The organism is Stieleria maiorica (genome assembly GCF_008035925.1).
Classification (GTDB): Bacteria; Planctomycetota; Planctomycetia; order Pirellulales; family Pirellulaceae; genus Stieleria; species Stieleria maiorica.
This window is the reverse complement of sequence record NZ_CP036264.1, coordinates 7,918,018-7,930,938: the sequence shown is the minus strand read 5'-3', so window position 1 is coordinate 7,930,938 and position 12,921 is coordinate 7,918,018. Positions and strand designations below refer to the sequence as shown.

General features: G+C 54.9%; 11 protein-coding genes. 1 reads left to right on the top strand and 10 read right to left on the bottom strand.

Annotated features, from left to right (window positions below):
- Positions 1-31: 31 nt before the first annotated feature.
- The 10 genes from Mal15_RS26960 to Mal15_RS26915 form a co-directional block, all read right to left on the bottom strand.
- Complete coding sequence (locus tag Mal15_RS26960) at positions 32-715, bottom strand: ABC transporter ATP-binding protein (protein WP_147870596.1); 684 nt, start codon at positions 713-715, stop codon at positions 32-34.
- Between the two features lie 55 nt (positions 716-770).
- Positions 771-1,997, bottom strand: coding sequence for an ABC transporter permease (locus tag Mal15_RS26955; RefSeq protein WP_147870595.1), 1,227 nt, complete (start codon positions 1,995-1,997; stop codon positions 771-773).
- A gap of 121 nt (positions 1,998-2,118) precedes the next feature.
- A complete protein-coding gene (locus Mal15_RS26950; protein ID WP_147870594.1) occupies positions 2,119-2,892 on the bottom strand; it encodes a hypothetical protein in 774 nt (257 codons plus the stop codon).
- Between the two features lie 133 nt (positions 2,893-3,025).
- On the bottom strand, positions 3,026-3,556 hold the full coding sequence (locus Mal15_RS26945) for a hypothetical protein (protein ID WP_147870593.1): 531 nt from the start codon (positions 3,554-3,556) through the stop codon (positions 3,026-3,028).
- Between the two features lie 91 nt (positions 3,557-3,647).
- Positions 3,648-4,322, bottom strand: a complete 675-nt coding sequence (locus tag Mal15_RS26940; protein WP_147870592.1) for a hypothetical protein — start codon at positions 4,320-4,322, stop codon at positions 3,648-3,650.
- Between the two features lie 37 nt (positions 4,323-4,359).
- On the bottom strand, positions 4,360-7,614 hold the full coding sequence (locus Mal15_RS26935; RefSeq protein WP_147870591.1) for an efflux RND transporter permease subunit: 3,255 nt from the start codon (positions 7,612-7,614) through the stop codon (positions 4,360-4,362).
- A gap of 11 nt (positions 7,615-7,625) precedes the next feature.
- Positions 7,626-9,098: an efflux RND transporter periplasmic adaptor subunit gene (locus Mal15_RS26930; protein WP_147872558.1), complete on the bottom strand. Its 1,473-nt coding sequence runs from the start codon at positions 9,096-9,098 to the stop codon at positions 7,626-7,628.
- Positions 9,099-9,337: 239 nt separating this feature from the next.
- Positions 9,338-9,814, bottom strand: a complete 477-nt coding sequence (locus Mal15_RS26925; RefSeq protein WP_147870590.1) for a hypothetical protein — start codon at positions 9,812-9,814, stop codon at positions 9,338-9,340.
- Between the two features lie 236 nt (positions 9,815-10,050).
- Positions 10,051-11,559 carry a TolC family protein gene (locus Mal15_RS26920; protein ID WP_167547077.1) on the bottom strand — a complete coding sequence of 503 codons (1,509 nt, stop codon included), beginning with the start codon at positions 11,557-11,559 and terminating at the stop codon, positions 10,051-10,053.
- 69 nt (positions 11,560-11,628) lie between these two features.
- Positions 11,629-12,120: a hypothetical protein gene (locus tag Mal15_RS26915; RefSeq protein ID WP_147870588.1), complete on the bottom strand. Its 492-nt coding sequence runs from the start codon at positions 12,118-12,120 to the stop codon at positions 11,629-11,631.
- 279 nt (positions 12,121-12,399) lie between these two features.
- Between Mal15_RS26915 and Mal15_RS26910 the strand changes: the two genes are divergently transcribed.
- Complete coding sequence (locus Mal15_RS26910) at positions 12,400-12,750, top strand: hypothetical protein (RefSeq protein ID WP_147870587.1); 351 nt, start codon at positions 12,400-12,402, stop codon at positions 12,748-12,750.
- The last annotated feature ends 171 nt before the right edge of the window (positions 12,751-12,921 follow it).

Genomic DNA, 12,921 nt, shown 5'->3' with positions numbered 1-12,921 from the left:
TGTTCGTTTCCTTGCAAATGCGTCACACCATTTACGCTGCCTTTGCAGAAACGACTTCCTGCGTTACGCCTTCGACAAGTCGAATCGTCCGCTTGGCGAATGCAGCGGTGTCTGCGTCGTGAGTGACCATGACGATCGTTCGTCCGTCATTGTGGAACTCGTTCAGATAGTTCATTACCTGCTGTCGCGTTCCAGAATCAAGATTGCCGGTAGGTTCGTCGGCTAGGATCACCTGCGGGTCGTTTGCCAAAGTGCGGGCCAGTGCGACTCGCTGCTGTTGGCCTTGGCTCAGCTCAGACGGCAGATGGTAGGCACGATCTGAAAGACCGACACGGTCGAGAAGTTCGAGTGCCCGTTCGCGCTGTTCGTTGGCAGACCTGCCGGACAGCATGAGCGGAATCTGAACGTTTTCGCAGGCCGACAACCATGCCACGAGGTTGAACGACTGAAAGACGAAGCCGATTTTCTTGCCTCGCAGTTTTGTTCGTTCGTCAATTGACAGGTCATACAATGACTTGCCATCGAGAGTGACGTTTCCGGTCGATGGAGCCATCATTCCGCCGAGGATCGACAGTAGTGTTGTTTTACCGCTGCCGCTGGGGCCGACGATCGCGATGAAGTCGTTGTCCGGGATTTCGAGGTTGCAGTTGTCGAGTGCTGTTACGACGTTACCGCGACGCTCGTAGGTTTGGGTGACGGATTGAAGTTGGTACATGAGAAGTCCTTTTCGCGTGTGAATATGTTGGAGTTGGGTGATTGAGCCGACAGTTTCAGGCGTCATTGAAGACGAGACACGGATCGAGTCCTGCGGCGCGTCTTGCGGGCAGGAAGCTCGCGGCAACAGCGACGACGGTTGCGGCGACCATGCCAACGGCCAGCAAGTGCGGCATCGGCTGAACTGAGATACCCAGCAGTTGCGGACCCAGAACGGTAGCAACGATCGTGCCGACAACAAAGCCGCCCAATCCGCCAGCCAAACCGAGCAGCGTCGCTTTGCCGAGGAACATCCGCGTCACGAAACTGCGGCTGGCACCCAAGGCCATGAGCGTGCCGATCTCTTTTCGGCGTTCAGTGACGTTGGCGTACATGACGCTGGCAATACTGGCTCCACCGACCAGCAACAGGATTGACAGGAAGACCCATGACAATCGTGACATCAGGCCGTTGACGGCGACCTGCGTTTCCACAACCTGAGCGATGGTGATAATTCGCGTGTCTGGTAATTCCGCAGACAGATTCGTAATGAGACTGCCTGCCGCGTCTTCACAACACGCCATGATCTCGATAACATTGACAACCGGCCCGGCACCGGACAAATCTTGCACGCTGTGCAGGTGAGCGAACATGCGGCTGTCGTCGATTGTGCCTGTGGCAGGAAGAACGGTCAAGACGCTGAAGTCTTCGCCGAGTACTGCCAACTCATCGCCAGCTTTGGCTCCTAGCTGAGCCGCCAGATCGTGTCCAAGAATCACATCGCGGTCATCGAGTTCCTGAACGGTCCTTGTGGTCGCCAGTGAGTTTGGGTCGTCAGCTCCGGCGTCCACATTGGCCTTGGTTGCACAACAACCTCGGTCGGAGCCGACAGGACTGATCAACCCCAAGCCCTGCCACGCCGCCTTCGCCTGAAATTCCGACTGCGGCAGGATGCCGGTGACCGTGACCGGAATCGAATCGACATTCGATTCCACACACAGTTTCGGTGCAAGGTTTTCAACGCCTGGCATCCGAGCCAAAGCCAATCGCGACACGTATTCCTCCGGCATCGTGTGGCCGTGCATATCGGCGGAGTAGTAATCCTGCAACGTGACGGCGGGCGGCAGCACGAGCACATTCGCCCCGAGCGATTCCATATCACCGGCGATCTTCTGTTCAGAGAAGACCGTGATGTTTTGAATCGCCACCATTGCAGTCACACCCAAAGTGACAGCCAGTAAACTGGTCAGCATCGGCGTCGGTCGTTGCCAGAGTTCTTTCCAAATCATAGATCGTAGTTTCATGGAATCCGTTCCTTGTTGAATTTGTCGGTTGTCTTTATGAGTGCAAAGCTGAGAGAGTCGAGTCCAAGGGGAGTTGCTTTGGACTCTCATCTCTCAACTCTGTGATTGTTCAGTTCGATTCCTAGCGTCGTGAGGGTTGCTTGCCTGTGGCCTGATGATGCTTGCAGCTCTCGTCGTCGCAGCACTTTCCGGCCGCCGCCAGTTTCTGAGCCAACTCGCCGTGGGTGATATTGCCGTTGAACACGCCGATCATCACACCCGGAGGAGCCATGAAGGCAACGACTGGCGTGGGTTGATTTGTAGGGACGCGCAATTGCTTCAGAAACTTGGCCTCGTTTGGGTCGCTGGCCGACACCGTCACGATTTCCGTTCGATCGGAATACAGCTTGTCTGCCTGAAACTGACGGACGCCGACAGGAATCTCTGTTGAAGGTGTAGGTTGAGCACACAGGACGACAATCTTTTTGTCTTGCAGTGCCTTGAGGCAACTGGCCTGTCCGGATGAGACGATGGCGGCGGTCAACTGATGCGAACTGACTTTCTGGGGAAAGACGCTGCATACAGCCCCGTTGGGAGCCAGAACGGCGACAGCGGGCATTGGAATACGAGTCGCATCGAATTGCTTGATCAGTGCCTGTTCGGCTTTGTCGCTGACTTGCACTGGTACAATCATGGCGTCACGTCGTTCGGCCAACGCGGACTTGATGGTTCCGTGCATGGTCTGAGCGGCAGTGTCGTTGCTGCGATAGAACATTACGAAAGCGAACTGATTGTTTTGTGCGGCAGCCGCGACGGCTTGCTCGCCGGGACTGGCCGCGTCTGCTGAAGGGCTAACGGTCAGAAAAGCACTCAGCAGCGCGACGGTCAGTCCGTAGGTTGAGACGATCCTTGTCATTGGGAAACTCCATTTGATTGCCGAAGGTTCAGTGTGCCGTTGTGTTCGCTCGGCTGGCAAACACGGGCCGTTGGAAGTTGCTGATTGCAGACTGGTGATTTGAAGTCTCCAGTCGACAATCCTCAGTTTGAAATCAGTGGTCGTGTCCTTCGTGGTCGTGATCGTGCGAGATCGTGCCGCGATAGGATTTGCCGTTGATGGTCAGGACCAGACGTGGTTCTGCCCCTTCTTCATCGAGATGATGAGCGAGTTCTTCATCTTTGGAGACGAAGCGAGAGGATTTGCCTTGCGGGTCGTTTGCATCCGGCGAAGCGGTCAGCGTGAATTGTTCCGGCTTGCCGTCGTGCTTGGCGTTGATCGTGACTTCCGTTGCATCAATCGGAACCTGTTCGGTGGCAGCCCCGTTGAGGACATAGATGGTGACGGTTCCTGCGTCTTCATCGTGAAGAACTTCAGCGTGATATTCTTCGTTGCCCAGCTCAATCAGGTCGCCATGATGCGGACCCTCAGACGGATGAGCATGACCAGTGTGGTCATCGTGGGCGTTCATCGTGTTCGGCGGACCGGCAGTTTCGGGGCCAGTGGAATTATCGTTGGAACAGCCAGCGACAATCATAGCCATCAACGCTAACGACAGCGTGAGGGAAGTAGAAACGGTTTTCATCGAATTCTCCGGTGGGGGTTGTGGTGAATAGAGCCTGGCAACCGATTGAACGTATTTGGGCGACTGCCAGCCGTGTTGGTTGTTGTATTGATCAGTGTTCGTGACGTGTCTCGAAGCCGTTTTTTCGCAGCCAGTCCTGCCAGCCTGCGGCAGCTTCGTGGGATGCGACTTCGACGTGTTTCCACTGTGGACAACGGACACTGACATCTTTGTGACCTCCGTGGTCTTCGGTTCGCACTTCGCAGCCGAGGCCTTTCATTAACGCGACTAGTTCAGACATCTGAGTGGCGTCTTGCGAGTGAATCGTTTTCCAGTTCTGCATCACGTAGGAGACTTCTTCCGCTTTGCCGGGACTGTGGCTGTGCCCTTCGTGACTGTGTCCGGCATGGTCATGGCCGGAAAGATCGTGACCATCGTGAGCGTCATGCCCCGAACCGTGATCGGCAGCGTGGCCGTGGACCGTCTCGAACCCGGCTTTCTTCAACCAGTCTTCCCACTGGTGAACCAGCTTGTCGTTGGCAACTTCCATGACCTGCCATTTAGCAGAGCGATAAATGACATCCGTGTGACCGCCGTGCGAGTCCATACGGGCTTCGCATCCGAGCTTTTTGACAGCCGCCAAGTGCTGTTCGGCCTTGCGTCCATCATCAAAGTGCATTTCCTTCGTCTTGCTCAGGCGGTAGGCGATCGCCTCGCCTGCTTCTGACACACTCGACAGAGCTACGACTGCCAAACAGCAGACGACGGTTTTGGTAAAGTTCAACATCGTTCTCTCCTTCAAGAGATTCACCGACTGTTCCCCGTCATTGGGCAGCAGAAGCGGTAACAGGTTCAGTGTTCTCCGTCGTCCCGGACGAAGTGGGATTTGATTCATTGGTGAAGTGCGGTTCCTCAGCTTCCTCGACGAGAGCAACTTCCGTATTCGATTCGTTGACGACCCGTTCGGCTTCATTCAGACCAATCAGCCAGAACAAAGCCGGATGCACGAAGAAGTCGAGCAGCGTGGAACTAATGAGTCCGCCAAGAATGACCGTGGCCACTGGATAAAGGATTTCCTTGCCCGGTTCGCCTGCCGCCAGCACCAGCGGTACCAGTCCGATGCCGGTCGTAAGTGCTGTCATCAATACAGGAGCCAGACGTTCCAGTCCCGCACGGACGATCATTTCTTTGGTCCAGCTTTCGCCTTCGTACTTGACCAGATGCAGATAGTGATTGAGCAACAGAATGCCATTCCGCGTCGCGATACCCGCCAGCGAGATAAAGCCAACCATCGCGGCCACCGTCAGTGTTTGACCGGTGACGACCAGTGCAATAACTGAGCCAATGAACGCCATTGGTAAAGCCATCATCACCTGCAAAGACAGATTGATGGAGCGGAACATGGTGAACAGCACGAGGAACACGCCGATCATCGAGACGGCGAACAATGCTCCGATGATTCGTGATGCCGATTGCTGACTTTCAAACTGACCGCTGTACTCGACGAAATATCCGGGCGGAAGCGATTCGACGACCGGGCGCACGCGTTTTTGAATGTCCTGCACGACGTCCACTACGCCGCGTTCCGACACGTTGCATTGCAAAACTATGCGACGACGCACATTTTCACGATTGACAGTGTTCGGTCCGCCCGACTCATAGATTGTCGCCACCGACTCCAAAGGAAGTTTTCCACCGTCTTTAAGGTCGATTGTCAGCCGTCGCAACGACTGAAGGTTCTCGCGGTAATCTTCATCCAGACGAATCAGTAGATCGAAGGTGCGCTGTCCAATCAAAACTTCCGAAACAACTTGTCCGTTCATCGCCGTTTCGATGAACTCGTTGACCTCCACCGCAGTCAGTCCATATTGCAACAACTGATCGCGGTCCAGCTCGATGCGAAGCTGTGGGATGGTGACCTGTGGTTCAACGAGCAAGTCCTTTACGCCCGGCACTGATTGCATAGCCGACTTCATTTCCTCCGCTTTGCGACGCAGAGTATCCAGATCGTCACCGTAAATCTTCATCCCAATCTGTGCTTTCACACCGGAAAGCATGTGTGAGATCAAGTGAGCCAAGGGCTGTTCCACAGCCGTCACGATGCCCGGAATATCAGCCATCGCTTCGCGAATTTCTTCGAGTTGTTCTTCCCGTGATCGAGGTGACTCAGGATCCAGTTCCAGAATGAACTCGCTCATGTTCACGCCTTCGGCATGTTCATCAAGTTCCGCTCTTCCCGTTCGGCGAACGAACTGCTCGATGTCCTCGATTTGCTTGAGTCGATTCTCTACTCGCCCAGCAATATCGTTGGAGGTTTCGAGCGATGTGCCCGGTGGGAGCACGACATTCAGTTGCACAGCGCCCTCGTTGAAAGGCGGCAGGAAGTCGCGTTCGAGTCTGAAGACGAACAACGCTGCCAATGCAACGAGGACTGCGGTCACAGCCAGATTGAATCGAGGAAACAACAGGCTAAATCGAATGACTTTGTTACCGACCCATTTGACTCCTCGAAGCACGAAGCCGTCTTTTTCATGTGCGGTGAGTTTGCGACTTCCCAGCAGCCAGTACGACAACACGGGAGTCACCGTAAGCGACACCAACAATGAAGAGACAATCGAGACGATGTAGGCAACACCGAGCGGAGCAAATAAACGGCCTTCCATTCCCGACAGTGCGAACAGCGGAACGAACACCAGAATCACGATCATTGTGCCGAAGACGATCGAGTTGCGAATTTCGACACTGGCCTGAAACACAACCAGCAGCGGGCTCTTTGGATTCGTTCGACTTCGGTTTTCCTTGAGTCGCCGGAAGATGTTTTCGACATCGACGATGGCGTCATCGACCAGTTCCCCAATGGCAACCGCGAAACCACCGAGCGTCATCGTGTTGATTGAGAGGCCGAAGAACGAGAACACGATGATCGACATCAGCAGTGACAGCGGAATCGCCGTCAAGGTGATGAATGTCGTGCGAAAATTCATCAGAAACAGAAACAAGATAATGACGACGAGGATGCCGCCGTCTCGCAATGCTTCGACGACGTTTTCAATCGCTCGGTCAATAAACGACTTCTGCGTATAGAGTGGTTCAATTCGCAAATCACTTGGCAGCGATGGTCGCAGTTCGTCGATCGCGGCCATAACATCATCTGTCACACGCCGCGTGTCAGCTCCCGGCTGTTTGTTGATGGTGAGGATGACCGCCGGACCACCGGAGAAGTTGCCTTCATTGCCTCGAACGAACGCAGAACTGTCGCCGCGTTTGACTTGCGGGCCTTCTACGACGCGAGCAATCTGAGCCAACGCGATGGGTCGGCCTTCACGCATTGTGACGACGACCTTCTGCAAGTCTCCAATCGACTTGACTCGGCCCAACGCCCGGACCAACAGTTCATTCGGCCCCTGTTCATCGAGATAGCCGCCAGTTGCATTCTCGTTGCTGTTCTGAACAGCCTCTTTGACCTCGTGCAGCGTCACCCCGTAACGCAGCATCGCATCTGGATCGACCAAAACCTGAAACTGCTTTCGACCTCCCCCCATCGTGAACACTTGCGACACGCCGGGGATCGTCAGCAGTCGTTGCCGCACAACCCAATCGCCAAGTGTTCGCAGTTCAAGTGGTTCGGTTTCCCTGTCGTCGCTCCACATGCCGAGCATCAGAATCTGGCCCATGATGGACGAGATCGGTGCCAGGGTTGGTTTCACACCATCCGGCATCCGCTCCTGAACAAGTTGCAGCCGCTCGTTGACGATCTGCCGGTCGTTGTAGATGTCGGTTCCCCAATCGAACTCGACGTAGATCACCGAAATCCCGACGCCCGATGAACTGCGAACAGCCTGAACACCATTCGCGCCGTTCATCGTGGTCTCAATGGGAAACGTGATCAGCGTTTCGACTTCCTCCGGTGCCAGCCCCGGTGCTTCGGTCATGATGACCACACGGGGACGGTTGAGGTCCGGGAAAACGTCAATCTGTGACTGCGTTGCCTGCCACGTGCCATAACCAACAAGGAGCAGGGCAACAGCAATGACAAGCAAACGCTGTCTCAGTGCGAATCGAATAATTGCGTTTAGCATGATGTGGCCCCTTAGTGGTTGTGACCGGCGTGTGGATCAACTCCACCACCAGCCTTGTTCTTGAGGGCCATTTGCATCTGGTGAGCACCACGAAGTGCCACTACATCACCCGGAAACAACGAACCGTCGTTGTCAATCACCGCTGAATACTGATCGCGGTACTTCACATGCACCGGAACGCGATCGAAATGATCGCCGTTCTGCTGAAAGACAAACGACTCGGCTCCTTCGCGAGCGACGGCATCAACCGGCAACACAATCTGGTCCGGCCATTGCTCAACCGGAACTCGCAACTGCAATCGTTGCCCGGGCAGATATTTCCATTCGACATAGCGATTACCCTGTTCACGACGGTCCTTGGTAACTTCATTGGGCAAGCGAACGTAGAAGTGCAGCGTTCGCGAATCGGTATCCACCGTATTCGCGAGATAGGCGATCTTCAGACCTTCGACCACCTGCGTTCCCTCACCCGGTTGTTGGAAGATCGCATCGATGGTCCAGTCTTTCTCGGACGCCTGTCGAAGCTGGCTCACATCCTGTTCAAACGCCATGCCTTCGATGAACAATTCGTCGTAGTCCGTCAGGATGCAGAGTGTCTCACCCGCGTTGACCGATTGACCTTTGTGAACATCTAGCTGCTGGAGAATCAGAGGACCCGCGTGAACTTCGGGTTCTCGTTGTTGTGTTGGTTGCTGGTAATTGGCTTGACTGATGAATGTTTGCGTGAGCTTGAGTTCCTCGTCACCGTGACCGTCAATGGACGGAGCGAAAATCTGCAACTCACGCAACAGTCGACGTTCGTTGGCAATTTGATCAACTTGCTTGTCCGAGAGTCCGTGTAGCCGCAGAGCTTCCCGTTGGGCACGTAGCAAGGCAGTCAGCTTATCACGAGCGTATTCGCGATCTAGCAACAGTTTCCCGGCAACGGCACCGCTGCGTGTGACGCTTTGAAGTCGATCAATCTCTTTCTCTTCTACTTCCAGTTCGCCCAGAGTCTTAACAAATTCGGTTTGTGCGTTCACGAGGTCTTCATGCGTCAGGCGAATCTGAAAGAGCAGCGTTCCCGGTTCGACAGCTTCTCCCTGAACAGCGTGAACGTGAGTGACAACGCCGGTCATCGGTGTTGCCACCTGCACCCGCGTGCGACCGGGGCGTTCGACGACGAGTGCAGGAACGGTGATCGACCTGCGAAACGTCTCCAACCTGATTGGTTGAATCGTCTTGTCAGACAAACCGATGTTTCGCAGAGCTTGGTCTGACAGCTCCAGCGATGTGTCTTCGCTGTGTCCCTCGTGGGCACCGTGGTCATGCCCGGCATGCGGGTCTTCCTCTGCGTGAGCCGCCTCAGTGCCGGATTCACCGCCGCCACGAAACGCGGTCACAGTGCTATCGACCCACGATGTCGCTGCGGGAAACCAGCGGCTCCACGTCGCACCGCCGACAACGGCAACGATCAGGAGTCCGGCGATCCAGACCCACTTCATTGGGATTTTGGGAAAACGTATCTTCATTGTTCAATATCCAGCACACGGGAATCATCCAACCTGCGTGCGACATGCCTCATGCCTGAGACAAGCGCAGCGGAAAGCGATCAATCAATCGCGGGGGATCAGACCAAGGCAAAGAGAGCATCCGGCATTGGCAACGAGACGAGTGCGTCAGCGGCGTGGAGAGCCACTGGTCGTCACGTGCCGGAGCCGGTGAAAGCCTTGGTCGCGTGCTGTTACAGCCGCCAGACCTGAGAAATGGCGCGTGCAGTACCCGAGTCGGAGAGCGGATCGGGTGGCGATTCGGCTGCCAAGTTCAACGCAACCAAACTGTCCATTGCGTCGGTGTGAGCCACATCGAAGAGACTTTGGCACCACATCGAGAACGTCAGCATTAGTTCAAGATCGCTTGTTCGCAGCACCGAAGTGAAGCTGCAATCTCCCTCATCGCATCCGTGAGGCTGACCACCGTCATGCTTCTGCTGATGGCCGCAGTCGTTCTCAGTGTCTTCGCTGGATGAGTCGGCGTCACCGTGGTGATGATGCTCGTGTCCGTGCAAATCGTGATCGTGACAGTGCTCGCCAGACTGATGAATCACTGCCGTCAACCCGTGAGTTTCGCAGCATGAATGATCATGGTGCGCACAGCATCCCAGCATTGCGTGTAACGCAACCGCTGCCGTCGTCAGGATGGTGATGATGCTGTGAAACATGGGCTTGAGGCTTGATTCTCTGAATTGCGGGCGCAATGGTCCCGCCGGTGGGAGTTTTATCGGTTATTTCGGTGACGGTCTACAGTGATTCACCTTGGCTAAATCATCTTGCAAGTCGTGTGCCGAATCCAAATTGGTCTCTTAGTACCCAAAAACGCTGTGGAAATCGCAATCGGTCTCAGCTACGAAAATTGTAAAGTATTCACTTTGATTGTAAGTGTCGTCCGTTCGACACTCTACTGACCACTCAAAGCCTGACCTCGTAGGTCGTCTCCAACGCTGTAAGTCACGACATTCGACAGTCCGCCAGTCAGCAGTAACCCGTCGATCTTTGCATTCGCCTGAGCCAGTCGGCCCATCGCAGCCACGTACTTCAGGTTTGCATCGAAGTAGGCTCGTCGCGCCGTCAGCACACGCAGGAAGTCGAATTCTCCGGCGTCCCTGGCTTCCTGCATCAGCTTCAACGTTTCGTCTGCTTTGGGAAGAATCGAATTCTCGTACTGCTGAACTGTGGCTTGGGCAATGTTGTATTCCCGCATGACTTGAGCCAGATCGCGGCGAATGCTCTGACGAATTCGCTGTACGTTTTGCGTAGCGGCACAGTACTCGGCCTGAGCGGCTCGAATGTTGCCCTGATTCTTGTTGTGGACCGGAACAGGAAGACTCAACTGAACATTGGCAAATGCATTTCCAGTCCCGTCATCCCCACCCGCCCCAAGATTTGCTGTCACGTTCGGAATCGGCTGCACCTGCTGACGCTGGATGTTCGCTCGCGCCCGATCAACCCGAGCCTGAGCAGCCGCCAACTGCGGACTCATTGCCACAATCTGTGCAAACTCAGTTTCCGCGTCGCGCGCATTGACTGCGACGTCCAAGTCTCCAATCAATGCTGTGGTTCCAAGATCGGGAACTCCCGCCAACGCCGCCAGCTCGTTCAAAGCCGCTGACAATTCAAATTCAGCCTGCTGAATGGAAAGATCAACTTCGTTGAGTTGGATTTCGGATTGCAACACATCGGGCCTTGTACCGATCTTTGCATTAACTCGTTCGTCCGAAACTGTCACTCCTTCTTTGGCAACGCTGCGAAAGTCCCTAGCGAGTTGCAGGCGTTTCTGAGCAGCCAATGCATCGTAGAAGGCAAGCCGAATGTCCGTGAGAACTCGTTGTCGCTGCGTTTCAATCTGCCAGTTCATCGCGTTCACATCGTGTCCGTGAACCTGACGATTCCATGCGAGTTTGTCACCGCGAACAAATGTCTGCGAGACAAATGCTCCGTGGAGTCCTCCCGCTCCGTCGTTGCCAATTTCTTCGCCGAAGTAGCCAATCGTCGGATTTGGCTTGAGTCCAACCTGAGTTCGTATGCCACCGGCTCGCGCCGATGCCGCAATCGCCTGCTGAATGGCGGGATTGTTCGCCAATGCCAACCGTTCAATGGCTTCGAGCGTCAAGCCGGATTCACCCATTGCGAACCCTCCAACTTCAACGGGAACAGCAAGCTGAATCGCGGAATCAACCAAATCGCCAGTTACTTCATCCGCCTCATCATCGCGAAAAGCAACGGTCAGAACTTCCGGTACTTCGCAGGATTCAGGTGATGCAACCGTGCCGGGCGACGGTTCGGCTTGACGGATTCGCGTTGTAGACGAATCACGCTGGGCCAGATGCTGTCGAGAAGTGGAACAGCCAATGCTGACCAGCGGTAAGGCCGTCAAAGCGAGCAGGAGGAATCGTTGCGGAAAACACATGGCAATCATCTCTGAGGGCGGTGAATCAAACATTCTGAACAGGCACGGACTTCCAGTCGCGGAAGACGGCTAGATCAGAAGACGCATACCGATGTTCAGAAATGGTTGCCCAATAACCTGTCGCCGAAGTAATTGAGGGAAGAGGGGAGCTTGCTCGCTCACGTGCTTGGGTGCATCACCGAGGAACGCTAGAACCAAATGGCCTTCGGATATCGGTGCCGCATCATTCAAACCCGAATGAAAAAGCAGACCGCCACAGTATGGACACTTGCCATCCGGTGAATGGCCATCGTCCGAAGGAACCTTTTCCTGCTGCGATTGTGAATGCGGGCAACAAGAACAAGGATGAGATACGTGTGTTGCCACAGATTCCGGACTACCGCCGCCTGCCAGCAGTTTGCTGATGGCACAGCATGGCACAACTGACTGAAGAATCAGCAGTGCAGCCAAGAGCGTTGATGTGGCAATACGGAGAAACACCGGGACTTCCTTGTCGGTGAAGGTTCTGTTTGGAATCCGCTGTGAGACATCGAAAGGATGGTTTACTTTGTCAGACAGCAACGGTTCTTCAGGATTATCGACCTATGCGGGACGAATCACCCGTTCTGATTGGAGGGACGGCTTCACCGGAATAATCGGCAAAGCTTTTCCGCTAGCAACACACTTGGCAACAACTGAATCGTCATCAGGTTGACACGGGCTGTTGTCAATGCGAGTGCGCCTCAGTCCCAGCTTCGGCAGAAATCGCCTGTATTTTCCGTTTGGCACACGCCGTGCAACTTGAGGCAATCGCGGCCCGACCGCATCTACGCTCTCAACCTCCCACGAAGGATCAGCCCCATGACGCGTCTTCTCACTTTTGTGGCACTTGTTGTCGGATTCAGTCTCATTGCCTCGACCTCGGAAGCCGGTGACTGGCATCACGGTGGCCACGGAGTTCATCATGGTCACCACGGCGGGCACGGTTACGCTCACGGCCACAGCGGCTATGGTCGCTCGGCGTATTCCAACTACGGTTATGGGGGATACTACGGTGGCCAGTCCTACGGATACGGCAATGGGTATGGCTATCAGCCTCGGTTTCAGCAGAGATATGCTCCCCGCCACCGATCGTACAGCGGTCATCAGCACGGTGGCCTGCATGTTGATATTGGACGCTTTCACGTCATAGGCGTCGGCGGACATCACTAATCGGCTGCTCACACGTTCTCCAATTCTAACTCCGTGAGTCGTCGGAATCTCGACGGCTCGCCTTTGACGGCATATCAACCAAGCCAACAGGATCAAACCATGTTTCGCACGACCACGCTGGCAACTTTATCCGTGTTGGCACTTTCCGGCTGCATCGCAACTCCCGCGTCA